Origin of the sequence: Bradyrhizobium sp. STM 3843 (assembly GCF_000239815.1) — a bacterium.
Lineage (GTDB): Bacteria > Pseudomonadota > Alphaproteobacteria > Rhizobiales > Xanthobacteraceae > Bradyrhizobium.
Map to the genome: position 1 here is coordinate 30,521 of NZ_CAFK01000246.1, position 18,298 is coordinate 48,818.

At 65.8% G+C, this 18,298-nt stretch carries 14 protein-coding genes; 4 read left to right on the forward strand and 10 right to left on the reverse strand.

Annotated features, from left to right (window positions below; all coding sequences use genetic code 11):
* Positions 1-106 precede the first annotated feature (106 nt).
* The 4 genes from addB (at position 107) to BRAS3843_RS25325 (ending at position 8,331) form a co-directional block, all read left to right on the forward strand.
* Positions 107-3,283 carry a double-strand break repair protein AddB gene (addB, locus tag BRAS3843_RS25310; protein ID WP_008971941.1) on the forward strand — a complete coding sequence of 1,059 codons (3,177 nt, stop codon included), beginning with the start codon at positions 107-109 and terminating at the stop codon, positions 3,281-3,283.
* Positions 3,277-6,753 (forward strand): double-strand break repair helicase AddA, encoded by a 3,477-nt coding sequence (gene addA, locus BRAS3843_RS25315; RefSeq protein WP_035982723.1) that lies wholly within the window; start codon positions 3,277-3,279, stop codon positions 6,751-6,753. Before addB ends, addA begins: the two co-directional genes overlap by 7 nt.
* Positions 6,754-6,851: 98 nt before the next feature.
* Positions 6,852-7,172 carry a thioredoxin gene (trxA, locus tag BRAS3843_RS25320; protein WP_008971943.1) on the forward strand — a complete coding sequence of 107 codons (321 nt, stop codon included), beginning with the start codon at positions 6,852-6,854 and terminating at the stop codon, positions 7,170-7,172.
* Between the two features lie 145 nt (positions 7,173-7,317).
* On the forward strand, positions 7,318-8,331 hold the full coding sequence (locus tag BRAS3843_RS25325) for an ATP-dependent DNA ligase (protein WP_008971944.1): 1,014 nt from the start codon (positions 7,318-7,320) through the stop codon (positions 8,329-8,331).
* Positions 8,332-8,336: 5 nt separating this feature from the next.
* On the opposite strand, the gene BRAS3843_RS25330 is transcribed toward BRAS3843_RS25325, so the two are convergent.
* The 10 genes from BRAS3843_RS25330 to rpsA all read right to left on the reverse strand — a co-directional run bounded on the left by BRAS3843_RS25330 (position 8,337) and on the right by rpsA (position 18,099).
* Entirely contained in the window at positions 8,337-9,077 is a 741-nt protein-coding gene (locus BRAS3843_RS25330) for a metallophosphoesterase family protein (protein ID WP_008971945.1), read from the reverse strand.
* 12 nt (positions 9,078-9,089) lie between these two features.
* Positions 9,090-10,433, reverse strand: a complete 1,344-nt coding sequence (locus tag BRAS3843_RS25335) for a folylpolyglutamate synthase/dihydrofolate synthase family protein (RefSeq protein WP_008971946.1) — start codon at positions 10,431-10,433, stop codon at positions 9,090-9,092.
* Positions 10,430-11,368 (reverse strand): acetyl-CoA carboxylase, carboxyltransferase subunit beta, encoded by a 939-nt coding sequence (gene accD / locus BRAS3843_RS25340; protein WP_008971947.1) that lies wholly within the window; start codon positions 11,366-11,368, stop codon positions 10,430-10,432. The genes BRAS3843_RS25335 and accD overlap by 4 nt, the downstream gene beginning before the upstream one ends.
* A 90-nt stretch (positions 11,369-11,458) precedes the next feature.
* Positions 11,459-12,295, reverse strand: a complete 837-nt coding sequence (gene trpA, locus BRAS3843_RS25345; protein ID WP_008971948.1) for a tryptophan synthase subunit alpha — start codon at positions 12,293-12,295, stop codon at positions 11,459-11,461.
* Positions 12,292-13,509 (reverse strand): tryptophan synthase subunit beta, encoded by a 1,218-nt coding sequence (gene trpB / locus BRAS3843_RS25350; protein ID WP_008971949.1) that lies wholly within the window; start codon positions 13,507-13,509, stop codon positions 12,292-12,294. The genes trpA and trpB overlap by 4 nt, the downstream gene beginning before the upstream one ends.
* On the reverse strand, positions 13,506-14,165 hold the full coding sequence (locus BRAS3843_RS25355) for a phosphoribosylanthranilate isomerase (RefSeq protein WP_008971950.1): 660 nt from the start codon (positions 14,163-14,165) through the stop codon (positions 13,506-13,508). The genes trpB and BRAS3843_RS25355 overlap by 4 nt, the downstream gene beginning before the upstream one ends.
* Positions 14,166-14,226: 61 nt before the next feature.
* Positions 14,227-14,619, reverse strand: a complete 393-nt coding sequence (locus BRAS3843_RS25360; RefSeq protein WP_008971951.1) for a lipopolysaccharide assembly protein LapA domain-containing protein — start codon at positions 14,617-14,619, stop codon at positions 14,227-14,229.
* Positions 14,620-14,691: 72 nt separating this feature from the next.
* A complete protein-coding gene (locus BRAS3843_RS25365; protein WP_008971952.1) occupies positions 14,692-15,006 on the reverse strand; it encodes an integration host factor subunit beta in 315 nt (104 codons plus the stop codon).
* A 172-nt stretch (positions 15,007-15,178) separates the two neighbouring features.
* Positions 15,179-16,159 (reverse strand): signal peptide peptidase SppA, encoded by a 981-nt coding sequence (gene sppA / locus BRAS3843_RS25370; RefSeq protein ID WP_008971953.1) that lies wholly within the window; start codon positions 16,157-16,159, stop codon positions 15,179-15,181.
* Between the two features lie 230 nt (positions 16,160-16,389).
* Positions 16,390-18,099, reverse strand: coding sequence for a 30S ribosomal protein S1 (gene rpsA / locus BRAS3843_RS25375; protein WP_008971954.1), 1,710 nt, complete (start codon positions 18,097-18,099; stop codon positions 16,390-16,392).
* Between the last annotated feature and the right edge of the window lie 199 nt (positions 18,100-18,298).

An 18,298-nucleotide genomic window follows, 5' to 3' on the forward strand; every position in this document is an offset into this window, starting at 1 on the left:
ACAACGAAAGAGCGGTCATGACCTATCAACACCCATCCACAGGCCGTACATGACCGCGCCCCGCTCGCTGCCTATATAGACGCTGAGGAGCCCGAATCAGCGGATCATGCGCGTCTTCACCGTTCCCATCTCAGCGCCGTTCCTGCGCACCGTGATCGCGGCGCTGATTGACGGCCGCCTGGTCGATGGCTTCGAGGCGCGCTCCGATCCGGGGCGGCTGGCGAGCGCGACGCTGTATCTGCCGACCCGGCGCTCCCTGCGCGTGGCGCGCGACATGTTCCTCGAGGAACTCAAGACCGATGCCGTGGTGCTGCCGCGGTTGGTCGCGCTCGGCGATATCGATGAGGACGAGCTTGCGTTCGCCGAGGACAGTGAATCCTTCGCCGGCACGGCGCCGCTGGAGATTCCGGACAAGCTCGGCGAGCTCGAGCGCCGCCTGACTCTGGCACGCTTGGTCGCGGCCTGGGCCAAGACGCCGGTCTCCGCGCCACTGGTGGTCGGCGGCCCCGCCTCGACATTGGCGCTCGCCGGCGACCTCGCGCGGCTGATCGACGACATGGTCACGCGCGACGTCGCCTGGGATGCGCTCGACGGCCTGGTGCCCGATCAGCTCGATCGCTATTGGCAGCATTCGCTCGACTTCCTGCGCATCGCGCGCACCGCATGGCCGGCTTACCTTGAGGAGATCCAGCGCATCGAGCCGGCGGCGCGGCGCGATCTGCTGATCGCGGCGGAAGCTGCGCGTCTCACCGCCCATCCGGATGGACCGGTGGTTGCGGCCGGCTCGACCGGCTCGATGCCGGCAACGGCAAAATTCCTGCAGGCCGTGGCGAAGCTGCCCCATGGCGCCGTGGTGCTGCCGGGGCTCGATACCGACCTCGACGAGGAAGCGTGGCGCAGCATCGGCGGCATCAGGGGCGCAAACAAGACAACTAACAAGGACGCGAAGAACGACGCGGTCGGCCGCGCGCAGGCCTCCTACAATCATCCGCAATACGCCATGCAGATGCTGCTGCGCCGCTTCGGTATCCAACGGCGCGACGTCGTCCGCCTCGCCCATCCCGCCCGCGGCGGACGCGAGGTGCTGATCTCCGAAGTGATGCGGCCGTCCGAAGCGACCGCAGCCTGGCACGACCGGCTGCGCCAGATCGACGTGGCCGCGAACATCGCGGCCGCGATGGATCATCTCGCCGTGGTCGCCGCGCCCAATCCGGAGATGGAGGCACTGGCGATCGCCATCGCGATGCGCGAGGCGCGGCATCTCGGCAAGTCGGCCGCCCTGGTGACGCCGGACCGCGCGCTGGCGCGGCGGGTGATGGCGGCGCTGACGCGCTGGCACCTGACCTTCGACGACTCCGGCGGCGATGCGCTGCTGGACACGCCTGCCGGGATCTTTGCGCGGCTCGCGGCCGAAGTCGCCGCCAGGGGCCTCGAGCCGCCGGCCTTGCTGGCGCTGCTCAAGCATCCGCTGTGCCGGCTCGGCGCCGCATCGGGCGCATTCAGAGGCGCGATCGAGACGCTGGAATTGGCGGTCTTGCGCGGCACCAGGCCACAACCGGGCAGCGCGGGCCTGGCGCGGGATTTCGCGCGCTTCCGCGACGAGCACACCAAGCTGCACCAGGGCGAGGTAACGTCACTGCATCAGGCCGAGCCGCGGGCGCGGCTGTCCTCGGAGCAGCTCGATCGCGCGCAAGGTCTGATCGAGCGCCTGCAGCAGGCGTTGGCGCCGCTGGAGAACCTCACCTCACCGAAGCCCTATGACTTCGCTGAGCTCGCGGCGCGGCATCGCGAGGTGCTGGCGGCGCTGTCGCGCGACGATCTCGGCCTCAGCGTCGCCTTCGCCGAACGCGATGGCGCAGGCCTGGCGCGCTGCTTCGACGATCTGCTCAGCAAAGGCGAGCGCTGCGGCCTGATGCTTCCGCTCGCCGACTATCCCGACGTCTTCCAGACCGCGTTTAGCGATCGCGCCGTGCGACGCCCCGAGCGGCCCGGCGCGCAGCTGCAGATTTATGGTCCGCTCGAATCGCGCTTGATGCAGGCCGACCGCGTCATCGTCGGCGGGCTGATCGAGGGCGTGTGGCCGCCGGCGCCGCGCATCGATCCCTGGCTCAGCCGCCCGATGCGGCATCAGCTTGGCCTCGATCTCCCTGAAAGACGCATCGGCTTGTCGGCGCACGACTTCGCGCAGCTCCTCGGCAGCCCCGAGGTGATCCTCACCTACTCCGCCAAGGCCGGCGGCGCACCGGCGGTGGCCTCCCGCTTCCTGCATCGGCTGGAGGCGGTCGCCGGCGATATCAGTTGGAACGCTGCGACGTCGCGCGGCGAAATCTATGTGCGCTACGCCGAAGCGCTGGACCAGCCGGCGGAGGTCAGGCCGATCGCGCAGCCGATGCCGAGGCCGCCGCTGGCCGCGCGCCCCCTGCGCATGTCGGTCACCGCGATCGAGGACTGGCTGCGCGATCCCTACACCATCTTCGCCCGCTATATTCTGCGCCTTGATGCGCTCGATCCCGTCGACATGCCGCTCTCGGCCGCCGACCGCGGCTCGGCGATCCATCAGGCGATCGGCGAGTTCACGGAAAACTTCGCACAAGCTTTGCCGCTCCATCCCGCTCACGCGCTGCGCCTGATCGGTGAGAAACATTTCGCGCCGCTGATGGAACGCCCCGAAGCCCGTGCCCTGTGGTGGCCACGCTTCCAGCGGATCGCGACGTGGTTTGCCGCCTGGGAGAGCGCGCGGCGCGAGCACATCGAAGAATTGACCGCCGAGATCCGCGGCGAGATCGGCATTCCGCTCGGCGACAACAGGACCTTCACCTTGTCCGCGCGCGCCGACCGGATCGAGCGCCGCAGCGACGGCTCCTTCGCGATCCTCGACTACAAGACCGGACAGCCGCCGACCGGCAAGCAGGTCAGGATGGGACTGGCGCCGCAGCTGACGCTGGAAGCGGCGATCCTGCGCGAGGGCGGCTTCGAAGGGATTCCGGCCGGCAGCCTGGTCGGCCAGCTCGCTTATGTCAGGCTGTCCGGCAACAATCCGCCGGGCGAAGAGCGCGTGCTGGAATTGAAGATCAACAAGGGTGATGCGCCGCAGCCGCCCGATGCCGCCGCACGCGAGGCGCGTGACAAGCTCGAAGCGCTGATCCGCAGCTTCGAGGACGAGAACCAGGCCTACACCTCCTTGAACCTGTCGATGTGGGCGAACCGCTACGGTGCCTATGACGACCTCGCGCGCATCAAGGAATGGTCGGCGGCGGGCGGATTGGGGATCGAGGAATGGTGAAGGCGCCGCGCCCGATTCCTGCAGCCGTGCGCGAGGCGCAGACCCGCGCCTCGAACCCGGCCGCGTCAGCGTTTGTGTCGGCCAATGCCGGCTCGGGCAAGACCCACGTGCTGGTCCAGCGCGTGATCCGGCTTTTGCTCGACGGCGTACCGCCGGAAAAGATCCTCTGCATCACCTTCACCAAGGCCGCGGCCGCCAACATGGCGGAGCGCGTGTTCTCGACTTTGGGCCATTGGGTCACGCTCGACGACACCGCGCTCGATCATGCGATCAAAGAGGCCGGCATTCCGCATCCCGATGCCGCGCTGCGTGCCGCTGCACGAAAGCTGTTCGCGAGCGCCCTGGAGACGCCGGGTGGGTTGAAGGTGCAGACCATCCACGCGTTGTGCACGCGGCTGCTGCAGCAGTTTCCGTTCGAGGCCAATGTGCCGGCGCGCTTTGCTGTGCTGGACGAGCGCGACCAGACCGAGATGATGGAGCGCGCCAACCTGAAGGTGCTGCTGGATGCCTCGCGCGCACCCGACAGCGCCATCGGCCGCGCGCTCCAGGTCGCAATGGCGAGCGCGGCCGACGTCACCTTCAAGGACGTGGTCCGTGAGGCCTGTCTCAGCCGCGATCATTTCATGGCCTGGACCGATGGCGCTGACCATGTCGATGTCGCCGCGGCACAGCTCTCACAAGTGCTCGGCGTCGCGGCCACTGACACGGTCGAGGCGATCGAGCGCGACATCCTCGACGGCCCCAATCTGCCGCGCGCCGACTGGCTGCAGATCGCCGCGCAGCTCGACGCCGGCGCCAAGACCGAGCAGAAGCAGGCGGATCAACTGCGCGCGGCGCTCGCCTTCTCCGGCAGCGACCAGGTCGATGAATATCTCTGCCTGTTCCTGACCGACGACAAGCAGCCGCGGAAATCCCTGCTGACCAAGAAATTCGCCGACGCCAATCCAGCGGTGGCCGCGTTGTTCGAGGCCGAAGCGCGCCGGCTCGACCTGCTGATCGAAAAGCGCCGCGCTGCAATCATGCGCGACCGCACGGAGGCCTTGCTGCGGATTGCGACAGCGGCCGCAGCGAACTACCGGCGCGAGAAGCAGGAGCGCGGCCTCCTCGACTATGACGACCTGATCGACAAGACGCTGGCGATGCTCAACCGCGTCTCTTCGGGCTGGGTGCACTATAAGCTCGACCGCGGCGTCGACCATGTGCTGATCGATGAGGCTCAGGATACGAGTCCCCGGCAATGGGAGATCGTCGCCCATATCATCGAGGAGTTCACCGCCGGTGTCGGCGCCCGCGACGACCTAGTCCGTACCATCTTTGCCGTCGGTGACGAGAAGCAGTCGATCTTTTCGTTCCAGGGCGCAGACCCGCATGAGTTCGACGCGCGGCGGCGGCAGCTGCAGAAGCGCTTCACCGAAGCGGGGCTGACCTTCGATCCCGTCTCCTTCACCTATTCGTTCCGCTCCGGTCCGGTCATTCTGCATGCCGTCGATCAGGTGTTCCGCGATCCGCAAATCTATCGCAGCATCCATTCGCCCGATATCGGCTATCCCATCCATAACTCACTGGCTGACGCCGGCCCGAGCCTGGTCGAGCTCTGGAGCTTGTGCGAGCGCGACGACACCAAGGACATCGAGGGCTGGCGCGCGCCATTCGACGGCGTCGCGGTGACGAGCCCCGAGGTGAAGCTCGCCCGGCGCATCCAGGCCGAGATCAAGCGGCTGATCCGCGATGGCACCATGACCGGCCATGATGGCTCGCGCCGGCGCTTGAGCTACGGCGACATGCTCATCCTGGTACGCCGGCGCGGCAACGCATTCGATGCCGTGATCCAGGCACTCAAGCACGCCGGCATTCCGGTCGCGGGTGCCGACCGTCTGAAGCTGACCGAGCACATCGCGATCATTGACCTGATGAACCTCGCCGACGCGCTTCTGCTGCCGAAAGACGATCTCGCGCTCGCGACCGCGCTGAAAAGCCCGCTGTTCGGCCTGACCGACGATGATCTCTTCACTTTAGCCTGGCAGCGCAGGGGATCCTTGCGCGAGGCGCTGGTGGCGCATGCGGCCGCGGACGAGCGCTTGCAGCGCGTGGTGCGGCGGCTGCAGCAATGCGAGCGCCGCGCCGGCGAAGAGACGCCGTTCGGCTTCTATGCCTGGCTGCTCGGCGGCGATGGCGGCCGCCGCCGCATCCTGGCGCGGCTCGGCCACGAAGCCAACGATGCGCTGGATGAATTCCTCGAGCTCGCTCTGTCCTACGAAAGCAAGGCGCCGGCCTCGTTGCAGGGCTTCATGGCCTGGCTGCGCGCCGCCGACACCGAGGTGAAGCGCGACATGGAAATCTCGCGCGACGAAGTACGCGTGATGACCGTGCACGGCGCGAAGGGCCTGGAGGCATCAGTCGTCTTCCTGGTCGATACGACGTCCTCGCCGTCCGATACGCAGCGGTTGCGGCTGATCCATGTGCCAGATGGCGAGAAGGAGATCGTGGTCTGGGCTGGACGCAAAGCCGACGATCCCAAACCTGTCGCAGCCGCGCGCGCGGCGATGCTGCAGGAGACCGAGGACGAATATCGGCGCCTGCTCTATGTCGCGATGACCCGTGCGGCCGACCGGCTCGTCATCGGCGGCTGCATGCCCGGCAACATGAACAATGTCCGCCCCGGCAGCTGGTACGACCTGATGGCGCGCGGGCTCGATGCGGCCGGTCTTCAGGTGCAGACCATCGAGACGCCGGACGGACCGGTGAAGCGCTACGCACGCGCCGAAGACATTGCGGCGCTGCCCGGCGCGGAGGAGCGGCGCGTCACCGCCGAAGCGATCGAGCTGCCGTCCTGGCTGCGCATCGAGGCCGCGGAGGCGCCTGCCGCTGATCTGGTGTTGCGGCCGTCCGATCCCGGCGCTGGCGAACAGCGCCGGGCGAAGGCGGGCGAGGCGATGATGGCGCGGAGCGAGGCGATGCAGCGCGGCACGCTGGTGCATCGCCTGTTGCAATCCCTGCCCGACGTGGCACCGACGCGGCGCCGTGATGCGGCGCTCAAATATCTGGCGCGTAACACGGCCGATTGGCCGGAGGACGAGCGCGGGAAGCTGGCGGCACGTGTGCTTGGGGTGATCGAGGAGCCGCGCTTTGCCGCCGTGTTCGCCTCAGGCAGCCGCGCGGAGGTCTCCATCGTCGGCCGGCTCAGCCTGCCCGGCCAGCCGCCGGCGCTGGTGTCCGGCCAGATCGACCGGCTGGTCGTGACCGATGCCGAGGTGCTGATCGTCGACTTCAAGACCAACCAAAGCCCGCCGTCCGAGCTCGCCGAGGTGCCGCCGGCCTATGTCCGCCAGCTCGCGCTCTACCGCGCGGTGTTGCGCCAGCTGTACCCGGACCGCGCCGTCCGCGCCGCCCTGCTCTGGACCGAAGCCCCTGAACTGATGGAGCTTTCCGCCTCCGCTCTGGACGCGGAACTGCTATCCCCGCACATCTGAGTGACGCAACTTGACCCGGCAACCGACCGTTCATAGCTTTGCAGGCACGATTATGGGCGCGAATCTCGCGCCGCTCTCCAACCAAACGAGGTATTCCCATGGCCGTTGGCAAGGTTTCCGATACCGATTTCGACACTGAGGTGCTGAAGGCGGACGGCCCCGTCGTCGTGGATTTCTGGGCTGAATGGTGCGGCCCCTGCCGGATGATCGCGCCGGCGCTGGATGAGATCGCGGGCGCAATGGGCGACAAGGTCAAGATCGTGAAGCTCAACGTCGATGAGAGCCCGAAGACGGCCTCCAAATACGGCGTGATGTCGATCCCCACCCTGATGATCTTCAAGGGCGGCGAGATGGCCTCCCGCCAAGTCGGCGCCGCGCCGAAGGCGAAGCTCCAGCAGTGGATCACGGCCTCGGTCTGATCGGCGCAGAGGATTTTTTGGTTGAACGGCCGGCGATTTCGCCGGCCGTTTGCGTTGAGAGCAGGAGTTTGTCGCGTTTTGAGCGTTGCCCGCCATGCCCTCCCGCCTCCGCAAATCCGCTTCCCGCCACGCCGGTTTGCAGGCGATGGAGGCGCGCTCGGTCGATGCCATTCCGCGCGGCAAGGAGTGGCAATACGAGCCGAAATGGGACGGCTTCCGTTGCCTCCTGTCACGCAACGGCGAGGATGTGACGATGCAGTCGAAAGCGGGCGAGGACCTCACGCGCTATTTCCCGGAGGTGGCCGCGGCCGCACGCGAGCTGAAAGCCGAGCGCTTCGTGCTCGACGGCGAGCTCGTGGTGCCGCATGGCAAGACGTTCTCGTTCGACGACCTGCTGCAACGGATTCATCCCGCCGCCAGCCGGGTGACGAAGCTGTCGCAGGAAACGCCGGCGCTGTTCCTGGCCTTCGATCTGCTTGCGACGGAGCGCGACGGCGAGTTGATGGAGCACAGGCTGGACGAACGCCGGCCGGCGTTGGAAGCGTTCGCGGAGGCAAACTTCCGCGGCCATCCGACCTTTCGGCTGTCGCCCGTCACGACCAGCTTTGCGACCGCCGAGAAGTGGCTGGCGCGCTCCGGCGGCGGCTCGGACGGCGTGATCGCCAAGCGCATCGACCTGCCCTATCGGCCCGATAGCCGCGACGGCATGCAGAAGATCAAGCGCTTCCGCTCGGCCGACTGCGTGATCGGCGGCTTCCGCTACGCGACCAACAAGGGCGCGGGCGGCAAGAAGGTGGTCGGCTCGCTCCTGCTCGGCCTCTATGATGACGAAGGGCGGCTCCATCACGTTGGCTTCACCTCGGCGATCAAGAAGGAGGAGAAGCCTGCGCTGACCGCCAAGCTGGAGCCGTTGATCTCGCCGCCCGGTTTTACGGGCAATGCGCCCGGCGGCCCGAGCCGCTGGTCCACCGAACGCTCGACACAATGGTGCCCGCTGAAGCCGAAGCTCGTCATCGAAGTCTGCTACGACCATTTCTCCGGCGAGCGCTTTCGCCACGGCACTTCGATCCTGCGCTGGCGCCCGGACAAGGCGCCGCGGCAATGCACCTTCGATCAGCTCAAGCAGAAGGCGGCCGATCCGATGAAGCTGCTGGCGTGAGGCCGCTACCTGATCCAGCCGGTCGCTAGCGCCGATGCCAATTCCGGCATGCCGTTCCGCAGCGCCAGGGCCGCCATCGCCTCGTGATCATAAGGCACATGGCGGAAGGTCACCGACCATGCGCTCGCGCTTTGCTCCAGGATTGCGTAGCGCGCATCCGGGGTGCCGGCTTGAACGACGTGCGGATGCGGATGTCGGTCGCGATAGCCAGGACAGCCGACGCTGCCCGGATTGACGATCAGCCGGCCGTCCCTCAGCCGCACCGCGCGGGCGATGTGGCTATGGGCGCAGAGGATGAGGGGCTGTTCGATGCCCTCGGCAGCGGCTTCGATCGTCTCCAACGTTGCTGTCGCGATTGTCCCGTCAGCATGCACCGCCTCGAGCCAATAGATCTCGTCGCTCGCGGGCGTCGCGTGACAGAGGAAGACCTGGTCCTTGAAGACGCGCGTCGCCGGGATCGCGCGCAGCCAATCGAGATGCGCGAGGTCGAGCTGGGCATAGGCCGGCCGGTCCCAGGAGCCCATCTTCTCGACCGGTCGGTCGATCAGATAGCGGTCGTGATTGCCGAGCACTTGGACCGCATCGAGGCCCATCAAGATGTCCATGGTCCGGCGCGCATCGAGGGCCCCGCTCGCCGTGTCGCCGAGATTGACGATCTCCGTAATGCCTTGCGCTCTGATGTCGGCGAGCACGGCTTCCAGCGCGAGATGGTTTCCGTGGACGTCGGCAATCGCGGCGAAGCGCATGGCGGATTCGATCTACGCCGGCGGCGTGCCGTTGATCGCCAGCACATGGCCGGCGAGATAGAGCGAGCCGGTGATCAGGATGCGCGGCGGCAGCTCGTAGGCGAGGCGCGCGATGCCGGACAGCGCCGCTTCGACACCGGCGGCGATCTCGACGCGCATGCCGAGCGTGCGCGCGGCATCAGCCAGATCGGAAGGCGCCATCGCCTTGTCCTGATCCGGGATCGGCACGACGATGATGTGGCGCGTCAGCCCGGCGAAATTGGCGAGAAAGGCCCGTGCGTCCTTGTTGGCCATCATGCCGACGATCACGACCAGCGGCCGTGACACCCGCTCTTCGAGGTCGCCGATCGCGGCAGCGACGACGCGGCCGCCTTCGGCATTGTGGCCGCCATCCAGCCAGATCTCGGAGCCCTGCGGTCCGAGCGTGGTCAGCGCGCCTGTCGACAGCCGCTGCATCCGTGCCGGCCATTCCGCACCGGTGATGCCGGCTTCGAAGGCTCTGGTCGGAAGCTTGAAGGTATCGATCGCGCGCAAGGTCGCGATCGCAAGCCCGGCGTTGCCGAACTGATGGCGGCCGAACAGCTTGGGTGCGGGGAGATCCAGAAGCCCGCGATCGTCCTGATAGACCAGCCGGCCGCGCTCGACATTGACATGCCAGCCTTCGCCGGCCGCAAACAGCAGCGCGCGCATGCGCTTGGCCTGTTGCTCGATCACGGCCATCGCCTCCGGCTCCTGCTCGGCCGAGATCACCGGACAGCCCCGCTTGATAATCGCAGCCTTCTCGGCGGCGATCGAGGCCAATGTAGTGCCGAGGAATTCCATGTGATCCATGCTGATCGGCGTCAGCACGCTCGCCGCGACCTGCTCGACCACATTGGTCGAGTCGAGCCGGCCGCCGAGGCCCACTTCAAGCAGGACTGCGTCCGCCGGATGCCGCGCGAACAGCAGAAAGGCGGCGACGGTCTTGACCTCGAAGAACGTGATCGGCGCGCCAGCATTCACCTGTTCGCATGTCGACAGCGCATCGCGCAGTTGGGCGTCGTCGACCAGAACGCCACCGCCGACACGGCCGAGCCGATAGCTCTCATTGATGCGGACCAGCCAGGGCGAGGTAAAGACATGAACCCGCAGGCCCGCGGCTTCCAGCATTGCGCGCAGGTAAGCGACGGTCGAGCCCTTGCCATTGGTGCCGGCGACATGGATCACCGGCGGCAGCTGGCGCTCGGGATTGCCGAGCTGCGCCAGCAATCGGTGCATGCGATCCAGACCCAGATCGATCTGGCTCGGATGCAAGGCGGAGAGCCGCGCGATCAGCTCGTCAAGCGAAGCAGCGTGCTGGAACGCGGAGTCGTTCACGCTGACGGCGCGATGGCAGGCGCTTCGGGTGCAGCGATCGCCTTCTCAGGCGGCGGCAGCTGCGGCATCGGCTTTGGAGGCTCGATGGCCGGAGATTTGGTCAGCAGCCGGCAGAGCCGCGCCAAGGTCGGGCGCAGGTCGTGGCGATGCACGACCATGTCGACCATGCCGTGGTCGCGGAGATATTCGGCGCGCTGGAAGCCCTCCGGCAGTTTCTCGCGGATGGTCTGCTCGATCACGCGGGCGCCGGCGAAACCGATCAACGCCCCGGGCTCGGCGATCTGGACGTCACCGAGCATCGCATAGGATGCCGTCACGCCGCCGGTGGTCGGATTGGTCAGCACGACGATATACGGCTGTCGCGCCTCGCGCAGCATCTGCACCGCAACCGTGGTGCGCGGCATCTGCATCAGGGACAGAATTCCCTCCTGCATGCGCGCGCCGCCGGAGGCCGCGAACACGATGAAGGGGCACTTCTTCTCCACCGCGAGCTCGAGCCCGCGAACGATCGCCTCGCCTGCGGCCATGCCGAGCGAACCGCCCATGAAGTCGAAATCCTGCACGGCGATCACGACGCCCATGCCTTCGAGCTTGCCATAGCCGACCTTGACGGCGTCGTTTAGCCCGGTGCGGGCGCGCGCATCCTTGATGCGGTCGGCATAGCGGCGCTCGTCACGGAATTTCAGCGGATCGGGTGTGACCTCAGGCAGCGCCACGTCGAACCAGGTCTCGTTGTCGAAGGCGGATTTGAGCCGCGCCACTGCGCCCATGCGCATGTGGTAGTTCGAGCCGGGAATGACGAACTGGTTGGCCTCGACATCCTTGTAGAACACGAGCTGCCCGGAATCCGGGCATTTGATCCACAGGTTCTCCGGCGTCTCCCGCCGCAGGATGTTACGGATCTTCGGCCGGACCACATTGGTAAGCCAGTTCATGTATCGCTCCGTAGGACGGTCGCCCAAATCGATATATGGCGGTGAAGCCTTGGCCCGGCAAGCCGGAGCCGAGATCGGACACCAGTGACGCTATTCCGCCGCTTGCTTGGCACCATGCACGCCCTGCGCGAGCGCTGCGGCAAGGTCGGCCACCGCGCTCACCGTCTTGGCGGTCGCACGCCCCTCGCCATCCAGGCTGCCTCTGACGGCATCGACCAGAGCAGTCCCGACCACGGCGCCATCGGCATGTTCGGCAATCGAGCGCGCGGTCTCGGGGGTCCGGATGCCGAAGCCGACGCAGACCGGCAGCGCGGTGTGTCCCTTGATCCGCGACACCGCAGCGCTGACCGCCTTGGCATCCGCCGCCGCCGCGCCGGTGATGCCGGTGATCGAGACATAGTAGACGAAGCCGGAGGTGTTCGCGAGCACGGCTGGCAGGCGCTTGTCGTCGGTGGTCGGCGTTGCCAGGCGAATGAAGTTGAGCCCGGCCTTCAGCGCCGGCACGCACAGCTCGTCGTCCTCTTCCGGGGGCAGGTCGACGATGATCAGGCCGTCGACACCGGCCGTCTTCGCATCGGCCAGAAACGGTTCGACGCCATAGATGTAGATCGGGTTGTAGTAACCCATCAGTACGATCGGCGTCGCGTCGTCGCTGGCGCGGAAGCTGCGCACCATCGCCAGCGTCTTGCGCAAGGTCATGCCGGCCTTGAGCGCGCGCAGCCCGGCCGCCTGGATCGACGGACCATCGGCCATCGGATCGGTGAAGGGCATGCCGAGCTCGATGATGTCGGCGCCGGCCTGCGGCAGCGCCTTGACGATCGCAAGCGAGGTCTCGGGATCGGGATCGCCGGCCATCACGAAAGTGACGAAGGCCGAACGCGCTTCTTTCTTCAATTGCGCCAAACGCGCCTCGATGCGGGTGGTCACGACTTTTTCCCTCGCAGGATATCACCGACCTGCGGCACGTCCTTGTCGCCGCGACCGGAGAGATTGACCACCATCAGGTGATCCTTTGGCCGTTGCGGCGCGAGCTCCATCACTTTGGCGATCGCATGCGCCGGCTCCAGCGCCGGGATGATCCCTTCCAGGCGCGACAGCAGCTGGAACGCCGCGAGCGCCTCCTCGTCGGTCGCAGACAAATATGTCACGCGACCGATCTCGTGCAGCCAGGAATGCTCCGGTCCGATGCCGGGATAATCGAGGCCGGCCGAGATCGAATGCGCCTCCTGGATCTGTCCGTCCTCGTCCATCAAGAGATAGGTACGGTTGCCATGCAGGACGCCGGGCCGACCGCCGGCGATCGAAGCCGCATGCAATTGCGTCAGCCCGTGGCCCGCCGCCTCCACGCCGAAGATCTCCACTGAGGGATCATCGAGGAATGGGTGGAACAGGCCCATCGCATTCGAGCCGCCGCCGATACAGGCGATGAGCGAATCCGGCAGACGACCTTCCATCTCCTGGATCTGGACGCGGGTCTCGTTGCCGATCACCGACTGGAAGTCGCGCACCATCATCGGATAAGGGTGCGGCCCGGCGACGGTGCCGATGCAGTAGAAGGTGTTGTGGACGTTGGTGACCCAGTCGCGCAGGGCTTCGTTCATCGCGTCCTTCAAGGTGCGCGCCCCCGACTGCACCGGGACGACCTTGGCGCCCAGCATCTCCATGCGGATCACGTTCGGCTGCTGCCGCTCGACATCGACCGCGCCCATATAGACCACGCATTCGAGGCCGAAGCGGGCGCAGAGCGTCGCCGTTGCCACCCCATGCTGGCCGGCACCGGTTTCGGCGATGATCCGCTTCTTGCCCATGCGCCGCGCCATCATGATCTGGCCGAGCACGTTGTTGACCTTGTGCGAGCCCGTGTGGTTGAGCTCCTCGCGCTTGAAGTAGATCTTGGCGCCACCGAGATGTTCGGTCAGCCGCTCGGCGAAATAGAGCGGCGAGGGACGGCCGACATAGTGCTTGAGATAGCCGTCCATCTCCGCCTGGAATGCCGGATCGGCTTTCGCTTGGGCATAGGCCTTTTCGAGATCGAGGATCAACGGCATCAGCGTTTCGGCGACGAAGCGGCCGCCGAAAATGCCGAAATGCCCACGCTCGTCGGGGCCGCTGCGGAAGGAATTCGGACGTATTGTCGTCATCGGACGCTCAACTCTTCGCTGGCGCGCGCGGCGCGCACAAACTCTCGGATCATATTGCTATCTTTCACGCCCGGTGCGCGCTCGACGCCAGAGGAAACGTCGACCCCTCCCGCACCTGTGATTCGGACGGCCTCGCGGACATTGCCGGCGCTCAATCCTCCCGACACCATGAACGGCAGATCGAGCTTCAGATCATCGAGCAGATGCCAGTCGAACGTGGCGCCAAGCCCGCCCGGGCGGGTGGCGTCCTTGGGCGCACGGGCATCGAACAGGATCCGGTCGCAGACGGCCGCATAGCCGGACAGCGAAGCCAGATCGGCCGCGGTCTCGACCGGGATCGCCTTCATCACCGGCAGGCCGAAACGCTGCTTGATGTCGCGGACGCGGGCAACGCTCTCGCGACCATGAAGCTGCAGGAGATCCGGCCGCAAGGTCTCGATGACATTCTCGAACGTGACGTCGTCGGCATCGACCGTCAGCGCCACTTTGAGCGCGCGGCCCTTGGCTTGGCGGCCGAGCTCGCGCGCCGTTTCGAGGCCGAGATGCCGAGGCGACGGCGGAAAGAACACGAACCCCACCATGTCAGCGCCGGCGTCCAGCGCCGCGTCGAGCGTTTCGCGCGTGGTCAGGCCGCAGATTTTGACGAGCAGGGACATCAATTGGAAACGCAATTCCGGGCAAAAAAGATCACCCCCCACAGGGGGCTTGCCGCGGGTTCTACAACGCAGCGCCCTGCTTGTCTCGCCCATAAGGCGCAAAAAGCCCAGCCGGAGCGGACGGGACCAGCTGCCCCTGGGAGCCCCGCGCCGCCGCCGAAGTCGCCCTGACATTGGCGAGCTCGACCCGCGCAGCCTCAGCGTCGGCCTGATGCTGACGCGCGGCCCGGCGCCAGCGTCGCTGGCCGACCCAGGTTGCGAAGCCGCCGGCGATGACGCCGACCACGGCCGCAGCGAGGATCAACACGAACAGAGGCAATGGCACCGCGGAGGCGGCATCCGTCGGGTCAAACGGATTGAACGACACGGTAACGAAATGCCGGTTGGCCACCGCAAACGCGATGAACAACAGGAACAGCGGAATGACGATCACGGCGGTGAGGAATTTTCGCATGACACTCGCTCGCGACGATCGGAGCAGATCGCAAACCCGCCCGACGGCAACCGCCGCCTTGCGCAACAGGGTTCAGGACGAACTGGGTTCAGTCGTTTCCGTCCCCGGCTCGCGGTTCAGCCGCTCGCGCATTTCCTTGCCGGTCTTGAAGAACGGCACGCATTTCTGGTCGACCGGCACATGGGCGCCGGTGCGGGGATTGCGCCCGGCCCGCGCCGGACGGTGTTTGACGGAAAAGGCGCCGAAACCGCGCAGCTCGACCCGATCCCCGCGCGCCAGCGCGGCGACGATCTCGTCGAGGATCGCATTCACAATGTTCTCGACATCCCGCTGATAGAGATGCGGGTTGTGCTCGGCGATACGCTGAACAAGCTCGGATTTGATCATCGAGAGGCTGTATCCGCAAAAATTCAGCGTCCATTTCCGTGAAAATACCTTGAACTGTCAAGACGCTAAATCATTCGTTGCCTACGTGAAATTGCGTGACAAAGCCGGAAAACCGGCTCTCGCAGACCACACGTAAAACGCGAAAAATGCGATGACGCGGTCTTGGCGGGTTTCAATTGCCTCCCGCCGGCTGCCAGAGCGCCAGCATCCCATCCAGTCCGAAGCGATCCACCGCATGCGTGACGCCGGCGTGCTCGATCTGACGCGCAATTGCGCCGAGACCCACGGCATCGAGCGCGATCGAGGTCGCCGTGCGCAAAAAGGTGAGATCGCCGAACTGCGGCGTGAGCCTGTAGTCGCGCACGGGCAGATCCTTTTTGACGTTCTTGTTTTCGACAAGCCAGGCAATTGCCTTCTTCTCGTCACCGAGCTCATCGATCAGCTTCAGATCGATCGCCTGCCGCCCCGTGAACACGCGGCCGTCGGCAACCTTCTCGAGCTGGGCATCATCCATGCCCCGCCGCTCCTTCACGAGCCCGCGAAACCAGGCATAGGAATCCTTCACCAGCGCATCGAGCGCCTCACGCGCTTCAGGACTGGTCGGCTCGAAGCCGTTCGGCGCGGCCTTCAGCGGCGAGGACTTCACCTCCTCGACCTTGACGCCGATGGTCTTCAACAGCTCGCTGACATTCGGATATTGGAACAGCACGCCGATCGAACCGACCAGCGAGCTCTGCTGCGCGACGATGTGATCGGCCGCGATCGCGGTGATGTAACCGCCCGATGCCGCAAGCCCTTCGACCACGACGACCAGCGGTTTCTTGGCCTTCAGCCGCGTCAGCGAATCATACAGCTGCTCCGAGCCCGCAGTGGTGCCGCCCGGCGAATTGATATGAACGACCACCGCGGCAGCCCCGGAATTCTCCAGCCGCTCCAATGCCTCGACGCGGTCCTGGTCGCTGCGGATCAGGCCTTCGATATTGACCCGGGCAATCGATCCCGACGTCGTCAGCGCGGTGCGCCCGCGCGGCGACATCACGAGACCAACCACCGACAGCGCTCCGATCGCGATCAGCACGGCGGCGACGCGCCAGAAGGTCAGCTTGCGACGCAGCCTGCGGCGATCGACGATCACGTCCGAATCAAGCGACATGGATTTCTCCCGGAAATATCAGCGCGTTTTGCACAACCGTCCGAATACGAGGTTGCTGGATTACATCAATTGCGGCCCAATTTGAAGAAAGCATGGCTCGCCACGATGCCGCCGGAGGATCGCCACGCCGCGCGCCCGGCGCCTGCCGAGCACGCCGGCTTTTTTCCCTGCAGAAACAGAAAAGCCCCGGTCGAAACCGGGGCTTTGATGCTTGTCATGAAGTCGCCGACTTACTTCTGGTCGCGGTTCTTGAGCGCGGTGCCCAAGATGTCGCCGAGCGTCGCGCCCGAATCGGAGGAGCCATACTGCGCGATGGCTTCCTTCTCTTCCGCGACCTCCAGCGCCTTGATCGAGACCTGCACCTTGCGGGCCTTCTTGTCGAACTGGATCACGCGGGCATCGACCTTCTCACCGACCGCAAAGCGTTCGGAGCGCTGATCGTTGCGATCGCGCGCCAGCTCGGAGCGCTTGATGAAGGTGGTGAAGTCGGTGCCGACGATCTTGACGTCGATGCCGCCATCCTTGACGTCGAGCACTTCGCAGGTGACGACCGCGCCCTTCTTGACATCGCCCGGCTCGGCGAAGGGATCGCCCTCGAGCTGCTTGATGCCGAGCGAGATACGCTCCTTCTCCACGTCGACGTCGAGCACCACGGCCTTCACCATGTCGCCCTTCTTGTAGTTGTCGATGACCTGCTCGCCCGGGAGCTTCCAGTCGAGGTCGGACAGGTGGACCATGCCGTCGACATCGCCCTCGAGACCCAGGAACAGGCCGAACTCGGTCTTGTTCTTGACCTCGCCCTCGACCACCGAACCCGTCGGATGCTTCTCGACGAAGACCTCCCACGGATTGCGCATGGTCTGCTTGAGGCCGAGCGAGATGCGGCGCTTGACCGAATCGACCTCGAGCACCTGCACCTCAACCTCCTGCGAGGTCGAGACGATCTTGCCGGGGTGCATGTTCTTCTTGGTCCACGACATCTCCGAGACGTGGATCAGGCCTTCGATGCCCGGCTCCAGCTCGACGAAGGCGCCGTAGTCGGTGATGTTGGTGACGCGGCCGTGGAAGCGCGCACCCAGCGGATACTTCGCCTCGATGCCCTGCCACGGATCATCCAACAGCTGCTTCATGCCCAGCGAGATGCGGTGCGTCTCGTGGTTGATCTTGATGATCTTGACCTTGACCGTCTGACCGATCGAGAGCACCTCGGTCGGGTGGTTGACACGCCGCCAGGCGATGTCGGTGACGTGCAAGAGGCCGTCGATGCCGCCGAGGTCGACGAACGCACCGTAATCGGTGATGTTCTTGACCACGCCGTCGATCACCTGACCCTCTTCGAGGTTCTGCACCAGCTCCTGGCGCTGCTCGGCGCGGGTCTCTTCCAGCACGGTGCGGCGCGACACCACGATGTTGCCGCGGCGGCGATCCATCTTGAGGATCTGGAACGGCTGGGAGTTGTTCATCAGCGGCGCGACGTCGCGGATCGGACGGATGTCCACCTGGGAGCGCGGCAGGAACGCCACGGCGCCGTCGAGGTCGACCGTGAAGCCGCCCTTGACCTGGTTGAAGATGACGCCGTTGACCTTCTCGTTGTTCTGGAAGGCCTTCTCGAGCTTGCCCCAGCTCTCTTCGCGGCGGGCCTTGTCGCGCGACAGCACGGCTTCGCCGAGCGCGTTCTCGATGCGATCGAGGAACACTTCGACCTCGTCGCCGACCTTCAAATCGCTGTCACGGCCGGGGCCTGAGAATTCGCGCAGCGCAACGCGGCCCTCGGTCTTCAGGCCGACGTCGATGACGGCCATGTCCTTCTCGATCGCAACCACCTTGCCCTTGACGACGGAACTTTCCTGCAGGTTGCCGCGCGTAAAGGACTCATCCAGCATCGCGGCAAAATCATCGCGGCTGGGGTTGTAGGAAGCAGCAGTGGTACTCGAAGCCATTGGTTCTCCAGATGCGGACAGTCTCGCCGGCGGGGGTTGATCGGCGCATCGAACGCGCAGTGCCTGGAGGTCCGCGAAAACTCCAGACGACCGCTGATTTGCGCGAAACGCGCAAAAGCGGGCCGGCAGTGCCTGCACATGCGATACGTTTGAATGTGTCCGGCTGATCGAACTCGATTGAACCGCAATCGAGCTATCG